The sequence below is a fragment of the Streptomyces calvus genome (assembly GCF_006782915.1).
In the GTDB taxonomy this organism is placed as follows: Bacteria; Actinomycetota; Actinomycetes; order Streptomycetales; family Streptomycetaceae; genus Streptomyces; species Streptomyces calvus.
Window position 1 is genome coordinate 33,020 of the sequence record NZ_VCNP01000016.1, and the last position, 24,523, is coordinate 57,542.

At 76.2% G+C, this 24,523-nt stretch carries 3 protein-coding genes (1 of these 3 only partly in view); all 3 read right to left on the reverse strand.

All coding sequences use genetic code 11. The features are described 5' to 3' along the window. Tightly spaced (each overlapping or abutting the next), the 3 genes in view from FGW31_RS07670 to FGW31_RS07685 form a layout consistent with a single transcriptional unit that may run on beyond the window. Positions 1-621, reverse strand: coding sequence for a type VII secretion system-associated protein (locus FGW31_RS07670; RefSeq protein WP_142192615.1), 621 nt, complete (start codon positions 619-621; stop codon positions 1-3). Continuing rightward, a complete protein-coding gene (locus tag FGW31_RS07675; RefSeq protein ID WP_142192616.1) occupies positions 614-1,393 on the reverse strand; it encodes a type VII secretion system-associated protein in 780 nt (259 codons plus the stop codon). Before FGW31_RS07675 ends, FGW31_RS07670 begins: the two co-directional genes overlap by 8 nt. Next, on the reverse strand, positions 1,380-24,523 hold the 3' portion of the coding sequence (locus FGW31_RS07685; RefSeq protein ID WP_233452440.1) for a lonely Cys domain-containing protein. Its footprint extends 17,020 nt past the window's final position; the window shows 23,144 of its 40,164 coding nt (coding positions 17,021-40,164); the start codon falls outside the window, past its right edge; its stop codon occupies positions 1,380-1,382. Before FGW31_RS07685 ends, FGW31_RS07675 begins: the two co-directional genes overlap by 14 nt.

The window sequence follows — 24,523 nt, forward strand, 5'->3', positions numbered from 1 at the left end:
TCAGACGTCCGTGCCGGGCGGGTCGTCCGTCCGCGCTTCCTTCAGGGCGTCGGCGAGACCGTCCGCGGGCAGGACCATGCTGACCGGGGCGGAGCTGTTGAGGCACAGGCTGTGGCCGGGAGGGATCCGGTCGAGCAGGTCGGCCACCGGCAGTTGCGTGAAGCCGAGCGGGCCGGCGGCGTGCAGGTAGCGCGGGGAGGTGTAGACGGGGACCACCGGCGTACCGTCGGGCGCCGACGCGCTCACCGGGTCGCCGTCCGCCGTGACCAGTACCGCGACCTCGGCCGTGGCCAGGGCGGCGGTGACGTCCTCCGCCGGGCCGTACCCGGTGGTGGCGAGCTGGACGGCGCGGTCCACGTCGTCGGCGGGCTCGGGCCATCCCATCGCCTCGGGCGAGGGCCGGTAGTCCTCGTTGTCCTCCCACTCGACGATCTCCCCGTCGGCGTCGGAACGCCACTGGCCGACGACGGCCCACTCCGGCGGCGGCCCCTCGCCCTGCCAGGCGGGGTCGGTCAGGTAGAGCCAGTGGTCGGGTGCCAGCCTGGCCGCCTCGACGAACTCCTCGGGAGGCGCGGGGTCCAGGGGGGCGGCGGCGGGGGTGTCGGCGCCGGGCTCACTCATCGTGTCCTCGCTTGCTGGGGTGGTCCGTGTCGGTGCTGGGGCGGACGGCGGTCCGTGCCGGGGCGGCCGGCGGGTGTGCCGTCGCCGTCTCCTCGTGCCGCGCCCGCAGTTCGTCCGCCGGGACGAGCAGGGCCGCCGGTGCGGAGGAGCTGAGGAACAGCACGTCCCGGCCGGGCGGCAGCCGGTCGAGGAGGTCGGGGAGCGTCATCATCACATGCGGCGGCAGACGGTCCGCGAGGGCCCGGGGGGACGCGGGGAAGACGGGTACCGCGTGCCCGCCGCCGGGTGCCCGGGTCCACGCCGGCTGCCCGTCCTCGGTCACGCACACGGCCACGGAGCCGGCCTCCGCGAGGGCCTCGGCGACGTCCGCGTCCGGGCCGTAGCCGGTGGCGGCCAGGTGCACGGCGGCGTCGGCGTCGCTGACCGGCGGGGCCCAGCCGAGCGCGGCGGGCGAGGGACGGTAGTCCGGGTTCGGCTCCCACGCGACGATCTCGCCGTGTGCGTCGCTGCGCCAGCGGCCGAGCACCGCCCACGGGGGCGGGACCTCGTCGTCCGTCGCGCCGAGCCAGTGCCGGTCGGTCACCGACAGCCAGTGGTCCGGCGCGGTACGGGCCGCGGCGGCGATGTCCTCGGGCGGCACCGGGAAGTCGGGCCGGTCGCGGGTGACGGTTGCGGGGGCCGCCGTGCGCGGTGCGGGCGTCGGAGGCGGTGCGGGCGTCGGGGGCCGTGCGGGCGTCTGGGGCCGTGCGGGCGTCTGGTCATCGGCGGCCATCGTCGTCGTTCCCTTCACTCGTACCTGCGCTCCCGCCGGCTCGTCCCGCTCCCCCGGCCCTCTCGGCCGCCGCTCCCCCGGCCCTCTCGGCCGCCGCTTCCGCGGCCCGGTCGGCCTCCAGCGCGGCCAGCAGGGCCCGCGCGTGCTCGTCCGGGAACAGGCCCTCGCGGGCGACGTGGGTGCGCAACTCCTCCTCGGTGAGCGGGTGGACGTCCCAGTAGCGGCCCCAGTTGTTCACGTACACGGAGGCCGCCGAGCGGTCGAACTCGTCCAGCGCGTGCTGGGCGCCGACCATCACCTCGTGGAAGCTGTGGTGCCCCACCCCCACCAGCACGCCCGCCAGTCCGGACCTGATCAGACCGAGGTCCACCGGCACACCGGCGAGCCGGGTCAGCCGGGCCACGTGCGTGATGATCCGGTAGGCGCTGCCGGAGGTGCCGGTCAGCACCAGGCCGCCGGAGTCCTCGGAACGGGCCTGGAAGTCGGCGACCATCGGCAGGGTGTGCGTCTGTCCGGCGGGCGACCAGAGCAGGACGCCGTCCCGGACCGCGAGGCGCCGTTCGGCCGGGCTGAGCGGGGGCCGGACCTCCCAGGGGCGCAGCGGAGTGCGTACCAGCGCCTCCAGCTCCTCCATCTCCTGGTCCTCGTCCTCGGGGTCCAGACCTGCCGCGAGGAGTTCGTCGCGCTCGCGCTCGTACCGCCTCATCTGCTCGGTGCGGTGCCGGTCGCGGCGCTCGATGCCGATCACCGGGTGCTGGGGTTCGACACCGCCCATGAGGTACGGGACGAGGTCCCTGGCCACACCGTTGAACAGGAAGTTCACCCGCTCGCGCAGGTTCCCGGACTCCACCACCCGGGCCAGATCCTCGAACGAGGTGCCGACGGCACCGCCGCCCAGACCGCTGTTGCTGCCGAACAGCCGGTAGTCCGTGCGGTTGTGCAGCGCGATCGTCCAGAACGCCCGTACGACCTTGCCGAACTCGGCGTTCACCTGCTCGTGCTCGCCGAGGTGGTCGGCCAGCCGCTGCTCGAAGATCAGGGCTTCCTGCGCGTAGCGGATGCGGGCCAGGACCCAGGGGGGTGCGGGGAGGTCACCGGTCCGTCCGGCGGGCCCGGTCCGGCTCCGGTGGCCCTCCGGCGCCGGGGTGGTGTCCTCCCGGTCCGTGGACGGCTCCCGGTGCCGCGCGGGTGACGGCACGGGCGTGGGGTCGTCGTCGGAATCGGAGTCGTCGCGGGAGAGGAGCGGGCGCGGGTCGCCGTCCGAGTCCGAGTCGTCGCGGGAGAGGAGCGGGCGCGGGTCGCCGTCCGAGTCCGAGTCGTCGCGGGAGAGGAGCGGGCGCGGGTCGTCGTCCGAGTCCGAGTCGTCGCGGGAGAGGGCCGGGAAGGATTCCAGGGTCGGGCGGGCCGTCTGCCCCGACGGGCCCGCGAAGTCCGCGTCCGTCACCGCCGTCGCGGAAGGTGCGAAGAACGGATTCGGGACGTACGGTCCGACCGGCACACCGCCCACCAGGGGCTGCACGCCGCGGATGAACCGTCGGTCGATGCCTCCGGGGAACAGCACCTCCTCCTGGTCCGGGAACGGCGAGGCCAGGCCCAGCGTGGCGTTCACGTCGATGCCGCCGGGTGCCTCGATGTCGTAGCGCCAGCGGTAGCGGTGGAACAGGGCGGGGGCGCCCAGCGGGTTCGCGCGGGCGCTGTCGCGGACGTAGTCGCGGTTCGCGGTCGTGCTCGCGAAGACGGTGTCCGGGACCAGTGAACTCCCGCCGTAGACATGGTCGATGAGGTGCACCATCTCGGGTCCGTACGGCTTGAGCCCTTCGCGGAAGACGCGTTCGGGACCGTCGGGGCTGAAGCGGTGGAGCGGGCCGTCGTGGTCGCGCCACAACGCGTCGGGGAGCGTGGCGCCGGCCAGCGCGGCCGGGTCCGCGGCGACGGTGGCCGGGTCGACGGGCGGGGTCGGGCTCACCGGTCCGGTGGCGGGCCAGGCGACCGGCACGGGCGGGGAGTCGGGGTCGCTCGGGTCCTGCGGCCTGGTCGAAAGGCGGGAGGAGGCGACGAGTCCGCGGCCGGGCAGGTACCAGTCCCAGGCCGGGCCGTCGGAGTACAGCCGCCCGTCCATGTCGGTGACTCCGCCGGCGGAGGGGCCGTCGGCGGTGTACTCGCCGCGCAGTCCGAGCGACGGCATCTCGGCCGTGAACACGTGGAGGGCCGGGTCGTCCTGGCCGAAGCCCCACACCGTGTGCCGGTCGTCGGCGGCGACGACCGGGAACTCACTCAGCGTGTCCTCGAACCGGCGGTCGAACTGCCCGTCCGCCGAATAGGGCAGGGTCGTTGCGGTTGCCTGCGTGCCGGTGGTGGCCTGCCATTCGGCGTTGCCGTGTGTGCCGGTGTGCTGTGTGCGCGTGCCCTGTGTGCCGGCGTCACGTGTGCCGGTGCCCTGTGCGTCCGGGCCCTGTGTGCCCGGGCCCTGTGCGTCCGGGCCCTGTGTGCCGGTGGGGCCTGCGTCCGTGGGCGGCGGGGTCGGGCGGGTCCGGTGCCAGGTGCCCGGTCGCGGCCCGGACGGAGCCTGCGCCGGCCCGGCCGTCACCAGGCCCGGCCGCGTCGCGTCGCCCTCGGACGCCGTGAGCGTGCCGTCGTACGTCCATACGGTGCGGTCGTTGCGGAGGGCGAAGTCCCGCTGGGCGGTCCACCGGGCGGTGCCGTCCCCGGACGTCAGCAGGACGAGCGGCCGGCGGCGGTCCGTCAGCGGCAGCTCGGGGTCGGACTCCAGCAGGGCGAAGAACTCGTCCTCGGTGACCCGCACGGTGCCGCCCGGCAGCCGCAGCACCGCCGTGCCGTCGGGGTCCGTCTCCGTGTGCGCGAAGTACGGTGCCGGGGCGCCCTGCCGGGTCCACGGCGCGAACTCCGTCGAGGTGGCGGTGGCGCCGTCGGGGCCGGCCGTGGTCGTCCGCAGGCGGGCGGGGTCCAGGCCGCCGGGCAGCGGAGTGGGGCCCCAGTTGCGGCCCTGGAGGGTGCCGTCGGGTGTGCGGATGCGCCTCTCGTCGGCGAAGGCGCCCAGGGTGTCCAGGTGGAAGACGGCCAGGTCGCCGGTGCGGGTCACATCCCGTCCGGCCGCGGCGGCCTGTTCGGTGAGTTCACGCAACCGGGCCTCCGCCGCCGCGTCCCACGGGGCGTCGGCGGGCAGGTGCAGCGCCGCGCGGCCCAACTGCTCCCGCTCGGCCGGCGACTTGGCGTCCAGCAGGCGGGACGCTCCGGTCATCGCCCACAGGGCGCGGGCGTGGGCGCGCGGCGGGACCGGTTCGGTGGGCGGTGTCCGCAGCACCGCCCGTACGGCCGCGTCGCCGCCCGCCGTGATCCGGTCCAGCGCGGACCGCAGTGCGGGCGCGTCCCATACGGCGGTGAGCGCGGCGTCGGGCGGCGCGGCGAGAGCGCGGTCGAGGACGGCCTCGAACTCGGCAGGACCCGGGACGGGTCGACCGGACGACGCGGCGGCGAGGGATTCCCACAGCTCCATGCGGAGCGGTGTGAGGGTGCTCAGGTCCGGATCGTTCGCCCGCAGGTTCTCCAGCGCTCCGATGCCGCGCAGCAGGCGTGCGTGCCGGCCGCCGGGCACACCGCGGTCGGCCTCCACCTCGTTGCCGAAGACCAGCTTCAGTGCCCGCACCAGGCGCAGGGCGCGCGGACCGGCGTCGTCCCAGGCGGCGACACCCGTCGGGTGCGGGAGGGGACGCAGGCCGGCCGCCTCCGTCAACTCCGCGATCCGGTCGACCGGTTCGGGCAGGAACGTCTCCATGCGGGAGAGGGTGCCGTCGGGGGTGGCCGCCAGCAGGCGCACGGTGTCGTTGTAGCCGGTCCTGCCGGTGGCGGCGGTGGTGGTGCGTCCGCTGTGGTTGGCGGCATGCTGGGCGAGCGGGACCTCCTCCAGGGGGTCCTCGACGGGCGGTGCGGGCCGGATGAGGGACTGCTCGCGCAGCGGGTCGCCCGCCACGCCGCCGTAGCAGGCCGCGACGTGCAGGTCGTCGCCGGCGGCCCGCTGGACCACCTCGGGCAGCCCGCCGATGTAGCGTCCGCCGGCCTCGGCGCCCAGCAGCAGCACCCGGCCGTCCTTGTGGGCGAGCTTCAGGCCGCCGGGCACGCCGTGCGCGTGGAAGGTGTAGACGGACGCCTCGGGGTCGGGGGTGGTCTCCTCGGTGCCGACGACGTGGAACTCGTCGCCGAGGCGGAGCACGTGCGCGCGTTCCCGCATGTCGCGGTAGTGCCGCAGCCGTCGTTCGCGCAGCCGCCTGCGGCCGTCGTCCGGCATCGACTCGCGGCCCTCGAAACGGTGGTCCGCGCCGACCAGCGGGCGGGTGTCCACGTCGCTGTCGCGGAACCGCACGCCGTCCACGGTGACCCACTCGCGGTCCACGGCCGGGGCGGGCGCGTCGGCCGGCGGGTCGAACGGCACCCAGTCGCCGTACGCGTCGTCCGGGTCGGCGTCGACGAGCGCCGGCACGGGGGCGCCGGCCTCGTCGATGCCGTCGGTGCCGTCGGTGCTGTCGTCGAGGAGGCGTCCGTCGCCGCTGGGCGCCCACACCCTGCGGCCCAGCCGCTCCGCCACGGCCCGCGCCAACTGGCCGTACTGGGCGCCCGCGTAGGGGCTCACCAGCACGACCGGGACGTCGGGCGGGAGCATCGCGAGGGCGGGGTCGGCGGCCAGCAGGCCGGCCAGCGCCCGCGGGTCCAGCTCCCGGCCGTCGGCGATCAGGGCCTCGTCCCAGCCGGCCTCGGCCGCCACCACGTACGCGGTGTCTCCCCAGGGCGCCGCCTCGTCGGAGACCCGGCGCAGCCGGCCGTCCCGCTGCTCGTACAGCCGGATCCGTGAGACGTCGGGGGTGGTGAGGCCGGTGCCGGTCCAGTCGCGGCCGCGCGGGGTGCCGTCGCGGCCGGTCAGCAGCGTGGCGGCGGACAGCAGGGGGTCCGGGGCGGTGGCGGCGGTGGTGGGAGCGGCTGTGTCGGGCGCGGCTGCGTGGCGCCCGGCCATGTCGGATGCGGCTGTGTGGCGCCCAGCCATGTCGGATGCGGCTGTGTGGCGCCCAGCCATGTCCGAACCGGGCATGTCGCGCCCAGCCATGTCGGACGCAGCCATGCCGGACCCGGCCGCCTCGGACACCACCGTGTCAGACGTCGCCGCGTCAGACGCCGTCGTGTCAGACGCCGTCGTGTCAGACGCCGTGCTGAAGGCCCAGTTCGCGTCGGTCGGCAGGGTGCGGCCCGGCCCGGTGGGGGCGGCCGGTGGTGCGGTGGCGCGGCCGGTGGAGCGGGGCACCGGTGCCGGGAGGGTGCGCGGCGCGTCCTCCGGGGAGGCGGACTGGGCCGGGCGCGCCCGGTGCCAGGCGTCGGTGCCCGGGACGCCGCCGAACGCGGACCAGGCGTGCAGCGTCAGCACCGGCTCACCGGAGTCGCCGGTCCCGGACAGGTCCGACGGGAAGTCGGTCCACCACACGGTCCGGCCCAGCCACTGCGCGGTCCGCTCCGCGAGGTCCCCGGCGTCGGCGGACGGGCCCGCGAACGCCAGGACGACGGGCGTGGTCAGCTCCCTGCGCATCAGCGGCAGGTCGTGCGCCATCAGTTCTAGGAACTCGTCGGCGGACACCAGGTACGACGCACCGTCGTAGGACAGGTGCAGCTGCTCAGGGTCCTGCCGGTCCGGGGTGACGCGCACCAGGTACGGGACCGGAGCGTCCGGGCCCTGCTTCCACGGCGCGTCCACCAGCCCGGCGGGCGTGCGGAACTGCGCCAGGTCGACGCTCGCCGGCCGCTGTCCGCCGGTGAAGTCGCGGCCGCCGCCGCGGGCCCCGTCCTGGACCGTGCGCAGCCCGGTGGCGGAGTACGCCCCGGTCTCCTCCAGTTCGTACGCCGCCGCCGTGTCCGGGTCGGAGGCGTCGCGGCCCACCGCGAAGGCGCGGGTGAGCAGGTCGAGCGCCTCGTCGCGCTCCGCGAGGCCGGGGCGGGCGCCGGGCGTCAGGTGGAGCACCTGGCCGATAAAGTCCTCCAGGTCCAGGCCGGGCGCGGTCAGCGTCTCCTCGGCCTTGACCCGCGCCCAGAAGATCCGCGACCGTTCGGCCTCGCCGACCTCGTCGGCCTCGATGTCCAGGGCGGTGGCGGCCTCGTCGTCGGGGTCGCCGTCGCGCATCCAGCGGGCGGCGGCCTCCACCGCCGGCAGGTCCACGAACCCGGCCAGCTGGTCGCCCGGCCACATCGCCCACTGCTCGGCCGCCGCGGCCAGTACGCGGCGGGTGGCGTCCTGGTCGACTCCGGACGCGGCCTCGGGGTGCGCGGTGACCACACGCCGCAGCAGGTCGAGGGTGAACGGGCCGGCGTCGTCGAAGTCCGAGTCGGCGCGCCACATGTGGTCGATCGCCGCGGCGCCGCGCAACAGGTCCGTGAAGTCGGGGGCGTCGTCCACGTCGTGTCCGAACGTCAGCCGCAGCGCCCGCACCAGACGCAGCGTCCCGGTGCGCATCTCGTCCGACACCTGTCCGTCGCCGGGCGAGATCCCGGACAGCTCCGCGAGGCGGTCCAGCTCCGCGTCCGCGGGCTCGGGCCGGAACAGGTCCCAGGCCCGGTGGCGGCCCTGCGCGTCGGCGTACAGGGTGCGCGTGTACCGGCCGTTGCTCCCCCGGGTGCCCTGCGCGCTGTAGGCCAGGCGCACGGTGCGGCCGGTGCTGTTCGCCAGGTGCTGGCCCATGGAGACGTCGCGCAGCGGGTCGGGGACGAACGGGCCGGGGAAGCCGTCGGTCACGGTGTTCGGGGCCGGCACGGCGTGGTCCCCGGGCGCGCCGCTCCAGCAGACCACCAGGTCGATCCAGTGGTCCTTCGGCAGGCTCGCCAGGCTCTTACGCCGCCTGAGCCACGGCCCTGCCTCCCGCTCGTCGACCAGCCGTACGGAGCCGTCCCGCATGGCCAGCTGGAGGCGACCGGGTTCTCCGTGCATGTCCAGGCGGTAGGCGGTGTCCTCCGGGCCCGGGCGCGGGAGGTCGTACTCCTTGGAGATGCGGCCGGTGGCCGGGTAGAGGTGGACGAACGTCGACATCCGGTCGAGGTGGCGGTCGTCGTCCTCGAAGTCCCGCGCGTACTCGGCTGCGTGGTGGGAGGCGCGGCCGATCTGCCTGCCGGTCGCCGAGCTGACGATGGGCCGGGTGACGACCTCGTGGTGCCAGTCCGGTACGTCGTCGTCGGTGTCGGGGCCGAGGCCGGGCGGGCTGGCGATCCAGTCGCCCCGGGGGACGCCGGGGCGCCGGACGGTGTCGACGGTGCTCGCCGAGCCGGGGGCCGAGCTGAGGGTCGCCTCGCCGCTGTGCGCCCACACGGTCAGGCCGGTGCGGTCGGCGAGCCTGCGCGGCAGGTCGAGGTAGCCGTCGGCGGCGAAGGGGACGGCCAGCACGACCGGGGTGCCCTGGGGCAGTCCCTCCCGGGCGATGTCCGCCGCGACCAGTTCCACGAACTCGTCGACGCCCAGCTCGCGCGTGGAGCCGTCGGGCAGCCGTGCCTCCACCCGGTCGTGCCCTCCGTCGGCGGCGACGACGTAGGGGGTCACGCCGGTGGGCCAGGGGGTCGGCGTGGTGTCGAGGATGTCGTAGCCGCCGGTGGCGTTGTCCTCCAGTTGGTCGCTGCGGGTGGTGTCCAGCTCGGCGATGTCGTCGTCGCCGTTCCAGTTGAGGCCCGGTACGCGGTGGCCCCCGACGGTGAAGTGGTGTGCGCGGTCCGGCGCGAGGACGCCCAGCTCCGCCAGGTGGAACGCGCCCAGCGTGGCCAGGCTCGTCGCCGCGCCGGCCGCCGTCGCCCGGTCCACCAGACCGAACAGGGCCTCGCGTGTGTCCTGGCCGACGGCCGCGCCGGGGCCGAGGTGCAGCACGCGGCGGGCGAGCCCGTCCACGTCCAACGGGGTGGACCACAGGGCCCGTTCGCGGCCGCGCAGGGTGTCCAGCGTCTGCACGGCGGCGGCGTCCGGGGTCAGGGAGACGCTGAACAGTGCCTGCCGGCCCAGGGCGGACGGGGTCACGCCGTCGAGGGCGCCCGTGCCCGTCCAGTCGGCGGGGACGCGGGCCTGGGCGCGCAGTCCGACGGTGAAGTCGGCGGCGGTCAGGCGCGGTGCACCGGCGGGGAGGCCCTGCTGGAGGTCGTTCAGTGCGCGGTCCAGCCTCCGCAGGAACTGGGTGCGCGCGGTCTGCCCGCGCCGCCTGGCCGTCGCGGACTGCTCGGCGGTCTGCGCGCCGTCCCCGCGGCGGGCGTCGGCGCCGTACCCGGTGATCGACAGGCGCGGCAGTGCGGCGCCCGCCCGCCGGTTGCGCAGTCCGGCGGCCGCCACCTGCGACGCCAGCCGTTCGAGCGTCTCCTCGCCGCTCCTGGACGGCGCGGTCTTCCCCGGGTCGTAGGCCACCAGGCCGCGGGGCGGCAGGGCGGGCAGCGGGCGGACCGACGGCGGGGCGGCCGGGCTGGTGAACACCGGGGTGGTGGACGCGGGGCCGGTGGGCACCGGCACCGATGTCATCTCCACGCCCTCCATGGGGTCCCCGGCCGAGGACCGCGGCTTCGCGGGGGCACCGCTCGCCGTGCCGTCACCGGCCGTGCTCACCCCGCCGGCACCGGTGTCGGGACGCGGTGCCGCCGGCAGCGGCGGATCGACCGGGCGGTGGCCCTCCTGGGTCCCGCCCTGGTCGACGGGCCGGGCCTCCTGCCAGTCGGCGGCCGTCGGACCGGTCAGGGTGGTCAGCGAGCTGACCAGTGTGGGCACCGGGGTGCCCTCGTCGTCCGTGCCGGACAGCTCCACCGGGGACCGGCTCCACCACACGCCGCGGCCCAGCCGCTGGGCGATCACGTCCGCGACGCCCGGCGCGGGCCCGTCGAACCCGCCGAGCTCCAGCAGGACCGGAGTCGTCAGGTCCTTGCGCCGCAACGACGTGTCGTGGGCGAGCAGTTCGGCGAACTCGGCGGCCGACACCTGGTACGACGCGCCACCGAAGGCGACATGGAGGAGGTTGCCGTCCTGGAGGTCGACGGACGCCCGCACCAGGTACGGGACGGGCTTGTCCTTGCCCGACGCGTCCTGTCCGGCCCACGGCGCGTCGACGACCGCGTCCGCCACCCGGAACCGGTCCAGCCCCGGCAGGAAGGCCGTGCCGTCCTTCCAGTCCCGGCCGCCGCCCAGCTCGGACCCCATGGTCGTGGACGCCGCGGATCCGTCGAAGGCGCCGCGCGCCTCCAGGTCGTACGCCGCCGCCACGTTGCCGTCGGCCATGTCACGGCCCGCCGCGAAACCACGGGTGAGCAGCGTCAGCGCCTCGCCGCGCAGCGCGTCGTCCACCTCGACGGCGGGGTCCAGGTGCAGCACCTTCGCGGTGAACGCGTCCGCGTCCGGGCCGGCCGCCCGCAGCGTCTCCTCCGCCTTGACGCGCGCCCAGAACATCCGCGCCCGCACGGCCGCGCCCACCTCGTCGGGGCCGGCGAGCTTCAGCGCGGCGACGGCCGCCGCTTCCACCGCGGCCGTGTCCCGCAGCCACCCGGCGGCCGAGAGCGGCACCGGCAGCTGCACGAACCGGCTCACGGCCGGCCGGGCGCCGGACCACCACGTCTGCGCCGCCGCGGCCAGCACCCGGCGGGTGGCCTGCCGGTCCACCCCGGACGCGGCCTGCGGGTGCGCCGCGACGACCCGGCGCAGCAGGTCCGGCGAGAACGGGCCGGTCGGGCCGAGGTCCGGATCGACGTGCCACATGTTGTCGATGGCGGCGGCGCCGAGGACGAGGGTCGGGTAGTCGACGGCGTCCTCGACGTCGGGCCCGAGGACCAGCCGCAGGGTCCGCACCACGCGCAGCAGTTCGGCCCGGGTCCGCGGCGTCGGCTCGCCTTCGATCCCGGCGAGCGTCGCCAGCCGGTCCAGTTCCGCCTCACCGGGCTCCGGGCGGCTGGTCTCCCACCACCAGCGGCGTCCGCGCTCGTCGGTGAACAGCACCCGCACCGGGTCGTCCTGGTAGCGGAAGGCGCCCTGCAGGGCGTAGGAGACGCGCACCGTGCGGCCGGTGGTGTTCGCCAGGTACTGGCCCAGGGAGACCGCGTCGTCGTCGACCGGATCCGCGGCGAACGGCACCGGGAAGGAGTGGCCGACCTGCGAGAGGTCCTGCACCGCGCCGTCCTGCGGGGCCGAGGAGTAGCAGACCACCATGTCGACCCAGTGGTCCGCGGGCCGGCCGGTCAGGCTCTTGCGCCGGCGCAGCCACTCCCCTGCCTCGCGCCGGTCGGCCGTCCTCGACCCGCCGCCGGACAGCGGCATCGTCAGACCGCCGGGCAGGCCGTGGCCCGCGAGGTGGTACGCCTTGTCCTTCGGGCCGGGGTCGGTGAGCGGCAGCTTCGCGGAGTACGTGCCCGTGGCCGGGTTGAAGTGCACGAACTGCGTCATCCGGTCGAGAGCGGCGAAGTGTTCCTCACGCGCCGGGAGTTCGGACGGATCGTGCAGGCTGCGGCCGATCTGCTGCCCGGTCAGTGTGCTGACGACGGGCTGGGACAGCACGTCGCGGTGCCAGGCGGGGGCGTCGTCGTCGGCGTCGGGCGCGAGGCCGGGCCGGACCGGCAGCCAGGAGCCGTGCGGCAGCCCGTCCTTGTGGATCACGGCGATGGTGCTCTGCGCGCTGGCCGGGTCGGGGTGGCGGCGGGCCAGGCCGCTGTGCACCCACACGGTGCGGCCGGTGCGCTCCGCGAGCTTCCTCGGCAGGTCCAGGTAGCGGTCGCCGGCGAACGGCACGGCCAGCACGATCGGCGCGCCGGCGATCATGCCGCGCAACGCCGGGTCGGCCGCGACCAGTTCGGCGAACTCGTCCGCGTCCAGGTCCTGCGTCGTACCGTCGGGCAGCCGTGCCGTCACCGTGTCGTGGCGCCCGTCGGCCAGCACGACGTAGGGCGTCACGTCCCACGCCCACGGGGCGAAGTCCGACGTGCCGGAGGGGACGAAGCCGCCCGACGGGTCGGGCGTGAGGCTCTCGACGAAGATGGAGTCCAGTTCGACGGTGTCGGATCCGTCCCAGTTCAGGCCCGGTACGCGGGTCCCGCCGACGGTGACGTACCGGGCGCGGTCCGCCGCGAGCACACCCGCCTCGTCGAGGTGGAACGCCGTGAGCGCCGCCAGGCTGTCCGCCCGCCCGGCCGCGGTCGCCCGTTCCACCATCGCGTACAGGTCCTTGCGCATCTCCGGGTCGACGAGCACGAACGGCTCCAGGTGCAGGACCCGGCGGGCGACGGCCTCCACGTCGAGCGGCCCGGTGCGCAGTGTCCGGTCGGCGCGGCGCAGCGCGTCCAGGGTCTCCACCGCGGCCGCGTGTCCCGTCGAGGTGACGGCGATCGTGGCCTGCCGGCCCAGGTCCGCGCGGCTCACCTGCTGGGAGGAGCCCACGGTGACGCCCTGGCCCGGCACCCGGGCCCGGCCGCGCGAGGTGATCCTGAAGTCCCTCGCGGTCAGCCGCGGGCGGTCCTGCGGCACGTTCTGCTGGAGGGTGCGCAGCGCGTGGTCCAGTTTCCGCACGAACAGGTCGTGCGCGGTCCGCGCGCGCTGGTCGCCGCGCTGCCGGGCGGCCTGCTCCCGCACCTGCGCGGTGCCTTCCTGACGGCCGTCGGCGCCGAACCCGGCGATGTCCACCTTAGGCAGCGGCACCCGGACGCGCCGGTTGCGCAGACCGGCCCTGGCCACCCGGAACGCCAGCCGCTCGACGGCCTGTTGCGCGTCGGACGAGGGCGTCGTCCGCCCCTGGTCGAACTGTACGAGGCTCAGCCTGGGCAGCGGAGCGAGCGGCCGGCCCGACGAGGCGGCCGCGGTCGGCGCGGCGAACACCTGCTGTCCGCCGCCGGTGTCCACGGCGGTCGGTTCCGGAGCGGTGAGGTCGTGAGTGGTGGGGTCGTGAGTGGTGGGGTCGTGGTCGGTGAGGCCGGGAGCGGTCGGGTCCGCGTCGGCCATGTCCGTGTCGGCCGCGTCCGCGTCGGTCACGTCCTGGTCCGGGGCGTCCGGGGCGCCCGGTCCGGAGGTGCCGAGGCCGAGGTCGACATCGAAGCCGTCGCCGTCGAAGCCGAAGTCGAAGTCGAATCCGGCGAGGTCGATGCCGTCGAAGACCGACAGGTCGAGGTTGTCGAGCATCGACATGTCGATGGTGTCGACGGTGTCGATGTCCGTCATGTCGAGGTCGGGCAGGTCCGCGCCGGTCCCCGACTGCGGCACGGGAGCCGCTGCCGCCTCCGGCTCCGGGCCGGTCCGGGCGGGTGCCGCGGTGTCCGCGTCGTCGGCCGTGACGTCCGTGGCGGGCGTGGTCCAGCGCGGGTGCAGGCCGAGGCCGGTGCGGAGGGTGTCGGCGAGTTCCGCGGCGGACGACGGTACGGCCCCGGTGCCGGTCCACTCGCCCAGCAGGTGTCCGGCGACCCGGCGCACCGCGTCGCGGAAGCCGTCGCCTGCGTACCGCGAGTCGGCCGCCACCGGGTGCGGCTCCGCCGGCAGCACCAGGGTGACGGCGACGGACCAGGCGCGGGCGGCGTCGGCCGCGTCCGTGCTCTCGGGCGCCGCGTCCGCGAAGTCGGCGTACGCCCGCGCCCACAGCCGCCGCGACGCGTTCGCGGCCGCCGTGTCCAGCGCGTCCGTCCAGGCGCCGGGCCGTGCCATCCGTACCCGGACCAGGTCCAGGGTCTGCAGCGTGGTCGCGGGCAGGCGGTCGTCGCCGCGCAGCATCAGCTCGATCTGCCGGCCCGAGGAGAGCGCGATGCCCGCGGCGGCGAGTTCGTCCGTGCCGACGGTCTCGTCCGGGGAGGGGCCGGGCAGGCCGGACGGCAGGTCGGCCTCGGTGACCTGCTCCGCGATCCAGCGGCGTCCGTCGGCGTCCCTCGGCACGACCGGGACCGCGTCACCGGTGTCCGGTCCGTCACCGGTGGCCGGTCCGACGCCGGTTCCGGGCCCGCCCGTCTCACCGGTCCCGGTCGGCGCGCCGGTGCGCCGGGCCGCGCCCCACTCGTCCGGCGTGGCGCCCAGGGTCCACAGGCGTGCCTCGGCGTCCTCCACGGCGCGGCGCGCGTCGCCGACCGCGGCCCAGGCGTCCGCCACCGCCGTTGCGTCGCCGCTGATGCGCTCCGTCGTCGCGGCTTCGGCGGCGGCCTCGCGGAGGCCGGTGAGCGCCGAGGCGTGCGCGTCCCGTGCGGCTGCCAGGTCGGCCGCACCACCGGCCTCGCCGGAAGGCTCGGCCCCGGGAATCGTCCCGTCGGTGCCGTCGGCTCGGGTTCCGGTGGAGGACAGCGCGGGCGCGGCGGTGTTGGGCTCGGCCACGGCCGTGCCCGGCGCCGTCCCGTTGGTCACCGTGCCCGTGCCCGCGGGGTCGCCCTCGGCGGGGGTGGTCCGGCCCCAGGTGCCGGGTGCGGCGGGCCGGCCGTCGGGGCCGGGCAGCAGCGCGACGGTGTACGTCCCGGTCGCCGGGTCGTGGTGGAGCGTGGTGGCGCTGTCGGTGCTCCACCAGTTGCGGGCCGAGTTGCGGGCGCCCTCGCCCGGGATGCTGCCCTCGACCGGCCGGGTGCCGGACGGCCTGGCGTGCGGCACCACCGCGACGACCTCGGCGTACCCGTCCATGTCCAGCAACTGCGGGTCGCGCAGGACGAGTTCGCCGAACTCGCGGGCCGGTACGGGACCCGGCACCCGGAGCCCGTCGGCGTCGCCGTCGGCGACGTACACGAACGGTGCCGGCCGGTACGGGTCGGCCGCCCACGGCGCGGGCTCGGTGCCGACCGGTACGAGCGTGCCGTCGGGCGCGTGTCCCAGCAGGGTGACCACGGACGGGTCGAACGTGCCGGACGGCCGGCCGGCGCCGTCCAGCCCCCGGCCCCAGGCGGTGCCCTGGTCGTCCGTCAGGAGCCGGTCGGACTCCAACGCGCCCTGCTGCTCCAGGTGGTGGGCGGCCACCTCGTGGAACTGCCACGGGTCGCGGCCCGCGGCCGCCGCCCGCCGCGCCACGAGGACCGCCTCGCCGTAGCGTGCCGGGTCGGGGGCGGGCAGGTGCAGCACCGCGGCGGCGAACGCGCCCCGGTCCGGGTGGGCGCCGGTCGCCGCGGCGACCTTGTACGACGCCCACAGCAGCCTCGACCACTCGGCCTCGCCGACCGGATCGTGCGCGTCGAGTTCCAGGACCTGCCGGGCGAGGGACTCGCGGCGCGGGGACGCGGCGAGGCCGTCCAGCATGTGGACCAGTCCCGGCAGCCCGATCCAGTCGGTCAGGGGGCCGCGCGCGCCGGCGTCCCAGCGGCGTGCCGCCTCCGCCAGCAGGCTCCGGTGGTGGTCGGGAGTGAACTGCGGGACGTGTCCGGCCGGGACCGCGCCCGCGTGGTACGCGGTGAGGATCTGCTCGTACAGGTCGAGGGTGAAACGGCGGGCGCCGTCGCGGTCCAGCCGCGGGTCGGCCTCGCGCATCAGGTCGAGCGCGCCCATGCCGCGCAGCAGGTCCGGATATTCGGCGGTGTCGTCGACCGTGGGGCCGAAGACCTGCCGCAGCGCGCGCACCAGCCGGAGGGTCCGCTCGCGGGTCGCCTCCGGGACGGGCCCGGGGTCCTGGTGCAGTCCGGCGTCGCGGGCCCGCCGGTCCAGCGCGTCCCCGGCCGGCTCCGGCCGGAACATCACCCACGGCTGGGTGCGGCCGCGCGCGTCGGTGAAGACGCCGATGTACGTGGTGGGGTCACCGGGCCGGGTCTGGCCGGTGGAGTTCATGGAGTGCGTGGCGAACACCGTGCGGCCCGTCTCGTTGGCCGTGTCCTGGCCGACGGCGACGGTCCCGAGCGGGTCGGGCACGAACGGCAGTGGGCCCTCGACGTGGTGTCCGGGCACCTCGCCGATGCCGGCGGGCGTCGCCGCGTAGCAGATGAGCAGCGCCACGGGGTGCTCCGGGGCGAGCGAGGCCAGGCTGCGGCGGCGGGCCAGCGTGCGGGCGAACCGCGGCCCGTCGTCGTCCCGCCGGCCCTGCGGGGTGTGCCAGACGACGGTGCCCGGAGTGCCGTGGTTGTTGGCGAAGTACGGCTCCGGCAGGTTGAGTTCGGTCCACGGCAGGGGGATGGGGTCGCTGCCGGGGCCGTAGGCGTTGCGCAGGTGGGTGTAGGACGTGACCGTGCCGAGCCGGCTGTGCGCGAGCGTCCGCGACCAGCCGCCGCCCGGCGTCTCGGAGAGGTCCATCGAGATGTAGCCCATGGACCGGTGGTCCCGGGTGGCGACGGAGAGGGCGGTCACCCGGTCGTCCGGCTCGGCGGCGGGCAGCGTGCCGGCGGGGGCCGGGGTGTTGCGGAACCACTGGCCGCGGGGCGCCTGTTTCACCTCGTCCAGCAGCAGGACCATGGAGCGGCCGGGGACGTTCGGCAGGCGGCCGATGCCGGCCCGGCCGGTGGTGGCCCACACGTCGCGGCCGAGCCGGTCGGCGAGTCCGCGCGGCAGGTCCAGGGGCTCGGCGGCGGCCCGTTCGACGTGGAGCAGCACCGGCGGCCGGCCGGGGTGGCCGGCCAGGTCGCGGTCGAGGGCCATCAGCTCGTGGAGGACCTCGGGCGGCACGGCACGCGCGAAGCCGCCGAGTCCGCGCACCACGACCCCGTCCGGCCGGGCGGAGAGCAGCACGAGGTACGGGTCGGGGTCGCCGGACGTGGGCCGCCACGGCGCGGGCTCGGGCCCGCTGTGGCCGGTGGTGCCGTCGGCGGCGCGGGAGATCCGGCCGGTGCTGCCCGTGTCGAAGTCGGCCGGCAGCGGACGGCCGAGCCAGTTCCAGCCGCTCGGGCGGCCCTGGCCGTCGGTGAGCCGGAAGTCGGGGTGGAAGGCGCCGCGTTGGGCGAGGTAGTGGGCGGACAGCGCGGCCAGGGTTGCGGCGCCGGCCGTGACGGGTGCGGTCGCCAGCCGGACCAGGGCGCCGCGCGCCGCGGCGTTCACCGTGTCGGACGGGCCGAGCAGCAGCACCCGGCGGACCAGGGCGTCCAGGTCCAGGAAGCCGCCGCGCAGGTCGGGGTCGGTGTCCCGGAGCCGGTCCAGCCGTTCCAGCGCGCGGTCGGCCCGCTCGCGGTCGACGCCGTTCAGGGCGCCCAGGCCGTGGAGCGCGTCGAGGACCGCCTCGCGGTGCCGCTCGGCCTCGTCGGGCAGCACGGTCACGGGCGCGGTGCCGCCCGGGTTCTGCCCGGCGGTGGGGGCGGCGGACGGGTTCGGCGCCTGCGGCACCGGAGGGCTCGGCAGCTGCGGCAGCGGATGGTTCGGCTCGGCGGCGACGGGCCGGGTGTGGACGGTCCGGCCGGACGGTCCGGGGCGGTGCGGGAGCACGGCGCGGGTGCCGTCGCGGTCACCGGGTGCGGCGCCGCCGTCGCGGGCGCCGGTGACCGTCGTCGGCCGGCCCTCGAGTTCGTCGAGCAGGCGCTGGGCGTGCTCGTCGGGGAAGAGGCCGTCGCGGGCGACGTTCTCGCGCAACTCCCGCTCAGTGAACGGGTGGATGTTCCAGTACCGGCCCCAGTTGTCCGTGTAGTCCAGCCGCGGGTCGTGGCCGGGCACGTCGTTCAGTGCGAGCTGGGCGCCGCGCATCACCTCGTGGAAGGTGTGGTGGTCCACCGTCAGCGACACGGCCAGCATCCCGGCCCGGATCAGGCCGAGGTCCAGGTCGACGCCCCACTGGTCCCGCATCCGGGCGGCGTGCACCAGGAAGCGGTACGTGGATCCGGCGGTGCCGGTCGCCACCAGACCGCCCGTGTCCTCCGAACGGCCCTGGAAGTCGGCGCTCATCGCGATGTCGTGCACCGACCTCGCCGGCATCCAGGTCAGCCCGGAGTCGTTGACCGCGATCCGGCGCTCCGCCTCGCTCAGCGGCGGGCGCGCGTCCTCGGGACGCGTCCGGATCGTCACCGACCGCTCCAGTTCCTCGACCGCCGCCGCCTTCTCCGCGGCGGACATGTCCGAGGCCTGGATCTCGCCGAAGCGCCGGGTGAACTCGGTGTAGGTGTCGCGCTGCCGCCGGCTCGGCCGCTCCGCCGCGATCTGCGGATGCGGTTCCTCGGGGCCGCCGAGCATGGACGGCACGAAGTCCTTGGAGATGCCCTCGTACAGGAGCGCCACCAGTTCCCGCAGGTTGCCGCTGCGCAGCACCTGCTGCAGCGCCGGGCGGGACGTGCCGACGACGCCCGCCTTGTACCTGCTGGTGTCGCCGAACACCGCGAGGTTGCGCGGATGGTCCCGGCGGGCCGTCGCCCACGCGGCGCTCGCCATCTTCCGGTACTCGGCGACCACCGCCTCGTGCTCGGCCAGGTACGCGCCGAGCCGCTCGTCGAAGGCGGCGGCCTCCTCGGCGTAGCGGATGCGCGCGTGGACCCACGGCGGGGCGTCGCTGTTCCGGCGCTCCGGGCTGGGCTGCGCGGAACGGCCCGGCGGCCGGGACCGGGCACGCCCGCCACCGGCCGGGGACTCGGAGGTCGTGGGCGCGGCGGTCGCGGTCCGTGCGGCCGCCGGATCGGTGGTCGTCGCGGCGGTAGTGGTGGTGGTCGCGGGCGCGGTCGTCGTCGGTTCGGTGGTCGTCGCGGGGGTGGTGCCCACCGGGCGCGCGGGCTCGTCCGGCCGGGCGGGTGCACCGGCGGGCGTCGTACGACCCGGCACTCCCGCACCCGACCCTCCCGGACCCGGCTGACCCGCTCCGGCCGGCGACACCGCCGGGACCAGCCGGTGGTCGTCGATGTCGACCGTCACGACCCGCCCCTGCGCCGGATCGGTGGCGGCGCGCGCCCGCTTGGCGTCCACGGTCAGGGCGAAGTCCCGCACGGTGACGGGCCGCGTGCCGCTCGCTCCGCTCTGGAAGGTCCGCAGCACCTGACCCAGCCTGGCGCCGAGCGCCTTGGCGACGGCGTCGGCCCGCCGCTGCCCGCTGCTCCGCGAACGGTTGCCGTACCCGGTGACGGTGACCGTCGGCATCGGCAGGCCGTGCGCGCGGTTCCACAGGCCGACGCGGGCGAGCGTCGTGGCCAGGCCGTCGATCGTGCCGGCGTCCGCGTCGGAGAGCGCGTGCTCATGCTCCTCGAACCGGATGGTCCGCTGGTGGCCGCGCGGCGCGTGGCCGTGCAGCACGACCGTCGTCAGCGGGTTGGCGACCGCCGGTGAACTCTCCGACAGCAGGGCGGCGTTGACCTCGTGCGCCGACTCGCCCGGCCGCTTGCTGTAGGCGCGGAAGTACCACTCGTCCTTGTGCTCGATGACCGGCGCGGCGGCCCGGATCGCCTCCCGGGCGCGGGCGCGCGCCCCGGCCGCCTCGCGCACCGCCAGCGCGTGCTCGGGACGGTCCTCGTCGAAGTACCACGGCAGTTGCTCGGCCTCGTGCAGCTCCGCCAGCGCCCTGGCGGCCCGCGCGAAGCCGTCCAGGCGGGCGGTCGTCGTCCCGTCGGCGCCGTCGCGCCGCGCCTCGGCGGCGCGCTGCTCGGCCGAGCGTGCCAGCCGGCCGAGTTCGTCCTCGCCGTAGCGGTCGAGGTTCTCGTCGATGACGTCGTCGAGGAGCCCGTCCGGGATGCCGCCGGGCGCGTGGGTGTCGTTCTCCAGCGTGATCTGGTGGGTGCCGTCCTCACTGGCCAGCACCACCTGCGCGAAGTGGTACGGGGCGTGCGGGCCCACCCGGTCGCCGGGCTTGGCGTGGTTGTGCGTGAACAGCTGCGCGCCACTGTCGTTCGTGGTGCTGACCGACTGGATCAGGTAGCCCTCGCCGACTGCCGCCCATGCGTACTCGTTGACGCCGATGCGCCGCGCGGCGGCGGCCAGCGGGGTGCGCAGCGGGTTGTCCGGCGGCTCGTGGCTCAGGGCGCGGCCGTAGCGCTCGCCGGGTGTGGGCGCGCCGATCACGCCGCCGGTGAAGCGGTGGTCCCGGCCCGTCTCGCGGGCGGCCCAGCGAGGCGTGACGCCGTCGGCGGGGCGGGTGCCCTCGGCGACCTCGGTCAGTGCCTGCGCCAGGTGGTGGGTGCCGGTGACCTCCCGGCCGTGCAGGCCGTTCACCGGCGCGGTGGTGACCGCGCCGGACGGGTCGCGGAAGGCGATGTGCGACAGGGGCGCGCCGGACGCGTCGGCCACCATCCGGGCGAAGTCCCGGGTGAAGGCGTGCTCCGACGTGCCGGACTCCGTCAGGAACTCCGGCTCCACCCGGAACAGCGGTTCGCCGTAGGAACCGTCGTCCTTCGGCAGCAGCACGCCCACCGACTCGTCGGCCTTCAACCGCACACCGGCCCCGGCCGCAAGTGCCGCCGAGGAGCGTTCGATCGCCGCGCGGGTGGCGTACACCTGCCGGCTGCGGCCGGTGGCGCCGTCCTCGGGTGCGAGCGTCGCCACGGTGCGGTCCTCGGAGATGTGCAGCGGCGGCCGGTCGGCCGTGCGGACGGTGCCGTGGTCCTGACGCGGCATCACCAGCGCGGGCGTGTCCGGGCCGGTGCCGTCGTCGGCCCGGACCTCCCCGGCGGACACCGGGAGCGGCTCCGTGAACAGGACACCGGTGCCGCGCCGGTCGATGACGCCGTAGTCGCGGGTCGTCAGCGGCCGGGCCCGGCGGGCCTCGATCTGCCGTTGCGCGACGGCCCGGTCGGCCATGCGGTCGAACTCGGCGTCCCCGTCGCTGGTGGACGCGTCACTGACGGCCCCGTCGTCGTCCGCGCCGGGCTCGTCGTCGGTGCCGAGGTCGCGGGCGCCGGGCAGGCCGCCGTCCGCGGGCGGCTCGGTCGAGGCCCAGCGCGCGCCGGTGTCGCCGGCGCTCAGCTCCAGCACGAGGTGGCGGGTCCCGGCCGTGGGGTGCGTGGCCACGCCGACCGGCGCCTCGGGGTACCAGACGCGGCGGCCGGTCGTCCCGGCGACGAGGGACGCGACGGTCGCGGCGTACGCCGGCGGGAGCGCCAGCACGATGTCCGCGCCACGGGGCCGCCGGGCGTCGTACGAGATGAGCATGGCCAGCTCTTCGGGGCTGTCCACGAGGAAGGTGCGCCCGGGGACGGCGATCTCCACGGCGCGGCCGACCGGGCGGGCGGCGACCAGGTACGGGTTCCGCCACGGCGCGGGCTGCGGCACGACCCGGCCCCGGCCCCGCACGGCGTACGACTCCAGCTCCGGCACGGGCTGCCCGGGCCCGGTGTAGTCGCGTCCGACGGGGTTGCCGTCGTCGTCGCGCAGCAGGGTGCCCTCGTCGAGGGCGCCGCGCCCGGTCTCGATCTGCCGCTCGACGAAGTACCGGGCGAGGTCGTCGGCGGTCGCGAGGTCGTCGGAGGAGGCGTCGAGCGCCAGCGAGCCGAGCAGGTGGAAGTCCGCGGGCCCCGGCCCGGTCGCCCTGTCCATGTGCAGGACCTGACGGGCGAGGCGGACCAGTCCGCTGCGCAGCGCCTGCTGCGTCTCCCGGCCGCCGGCCTGCTCCACGACGAGGTCGTACACCGCCTCGGAGGTTTCCCGGAGCCGGTCGCGCGGCACGGTCGCCCGGTGCGGGCCGAACAGCAGGTCCAGCCAGCCCGGGTCGGTCCAGACGGGTGCCTCGTCCTCGTCGTCGGAGTCCGGTTCGGACTCCGACTCGTCGGTCGCCTCCGCGAGCGGGGACAGGCCGCGGCCGGGCGGCAGCGGCGGCGGCACCGCGCCGTCCGGGCCGGTGTCCGGGCCGGCCGTGGGCAGCGACACCGGGTCGACCCAGGCGGGCTCGCGGAGTTCCGCCGGGGCGTTGGCGCGGGCGTCGGCCCAGCTCGTGCCCTCCGGCGGGGTGTACAGGTCGACGTTCCCGGCGACCGCGGCCCACAGCTGGAGGTGCCGCGGGCGCAGACCGCTCTGCGCGAGGCCGTCGGGGGCCGGCTCGCGGAACGGGCCGAGGAGGCTGCCCGGGGCGTGGAGCCGGTCGGGGTTGCTCGCGTCGCGTGTCTCGTCCCGCAGGGACAGCTGGTGCGCCAGCTCGTGCGCGAACTCCACCGGCTCGGCGTCGGCCCACCAGGCCCGCTGGTTCATGGGCCGGTCCCGGTCGACGAGGTCCACCGTCAGGTGGGGGTCCTCGTCCGGCGCGACCCGCTCGACGGTGACGTGCAGCCGGTCACCGCCGGGCAGCCGGTGCCCCGGCCGGTTGTAGAACTCCTCCACGCCCTGGAGCACCCGCTCCATCACCGCGTCGGTGTCGGTCCGTTCGTCGTCGCCGCGCAGGGCGAGGCGCACGGTCAGGTCGGTGACGTTCTCGCCGCCGTACGTGAAGCGCCGGACGTCGAAGGCCGACCGCACGACGAACCGCGGCCGGTCGTCGAGGCGGGCGCGGGGCGGTGGCGCGGTGGGGGACGTGTCACCGGGCGCGGCGGGGTCGGCGGCCTCCCGCAGCGGGATGCGCAGGGCCGTGTCGCCGTCGTCCTCCGGCACGACGTACAGGTCAGAGGAGTCCGCCACGATCCGGTGCGGCGTCACGTCGTGGCCGAGGTCGGCCATGACGACCGCGAGGGTGTCCATGTTGGCGACGCGGCCGATCCAGCCGCTGTCGCCGCGCAGGAGCGTGCCGGTCGCCTCGTGCACGAAGTCGTGGCCGAAGCGCGTCCATCCGGTCGGCGGGATCTCCTCCCCGCCGGGGAGCCGGATGTGCCCGGTGTCGGCGACCTCGTAGGTGAAGGGTGCGGAGCGGGACTCGGCGACCCGCGTGTAGGTGAACCACCGGTTGGGCCGCGGCTCCGCGGTGCCCGGCGTGCCGTCCACGATGCCGGTGTCCGTCGCCTCGGCCGCGCCGCGGGCGTCCGCCGCCCTGCCCTTGCCCTTGTCCGCGCCTGTTCCGGTGGTGGCCGGGGTGTCCGCCGTGGCGGTGTGCTCGGCCGGGGCGGTCGCCGGTACGTCGGTGACGGGGACGACGGCGGCCGGGTCGACGCCGCCGTAGCGGGGTCGCATGACGGTGACCGGGCGGCCGATCGGCCACTGCTCCGCCACCGGGTCGAGACCGTCGTCGGGCGAGCCGCCGGGCAGGCCTCGCCGGGCGCCGCGCGGGCCGCGGGTGGCGACCTGCCGGGGGCCGCCCCGGTGGTCGTCGACCGTGATGTCCACGGTGCCGGTGCCCTGGTCGCCGGGGGCCGACCCGCGGCCGCGCGCCGATTCCCGGTCGACGGTGATGGCGTCGGCGGTGAGGTGCGGTAGCGGTGTGCCGTCCTGGAGCGCTCCGAGCGCCTCGGCCAGCTCCTGCCGGAACGAGACCGCGACCGCCTCGGCGCGCGCCTTCGCGATGTCCCGGCCGGTCAGGAGCCCGCCGCGCAGGCCGGTGACCTTGACGTCCGGGAGCGGCAGCCCGTTGGCGGCGTTCCACAGCGCCGTCCTCGCCACGATCCCGGCCAGGTACCTCAGGGGGTGCTTGGCACTGTCGGGCGTCTGCTGGGCGCCCTTGTCGAAGGAGATGGTCACCGGCAGTGCCTGCTGGCCGCGGAGCACGACGGCGGTGAGCGGGTTCGCCTCGGCGGAGGGCTTGTCCTCCAGCAGTTCCGCGTTGGTGTCGTGGGCCGACTCGCCCGGCCGCTGGGAGTACATCCGCATGTACCACTGGTGCTTGCCCGGGATGACGTCTTCGAGCCGGCCGATGCGCTGCGCGGCGGTGCGGGTGGCGCCCTCCAGTGCCCGCTCGGCGGCGGCGCGCTCCGGGGAGCCGGCGGTCGTGGCACGCATCTCCGCTTGGGCCTGCTTCGCCCGTACCAGGGCCAGCGTCAGTTCGAGGTGGTCGCGCAGCTCGGTGAGGAGTTGGTCGTCGCCGGCCTCCTGCCGTCGCTCGATCTCCTCGCGCAGGCGTGCCGCGGCCTCCCGCAGCTGGGTCAGGTTGCGCGTCCTCAGGTTCGCCTTCGCCTCCGCGCGGTGCCGGGCGTTGCGCTGTGAGGCCCGCGCGTGGTTCTCCAGGGAGATCTGGTGACTGCCGTCCTCGCTGGCCAGGACCACGGTGGCGAAGTGGTAGCCGAAGTGCGAGCGGCTGGGCGCGGATCGCGGCTTGGCGTAGTTGCGTTCCAGGCTCGGCTGGTTCTGCGCGCCGGCCGCCGCGACGGACTGGACGACGTAGCCCTCGCCGACGCCGGCCCAGGCGTACTCGTTGACCCCGATCCGCCTCGCGGCGTCCGACAGGGCGTCACGGCGCGGGTCGACCG

Bases quoted from the DNA above. Each gene is read 5' to 3' on its own strand.
- FGW31_RS07670 (WP_142192615.1), bottom strand. From the start codon at position 621: ATGAGTGAGCCCGGCGCCGACACCCCCGCCGCCGCCCCCCTGGACCCC.
- FGW31_RS07675 (WP_142192616.1), bottom strand. From the start codon at position 1,393: ATGGCCGCCGATGACCAGACGCCCGCACGGCCCCAGACGCCCGCACGG.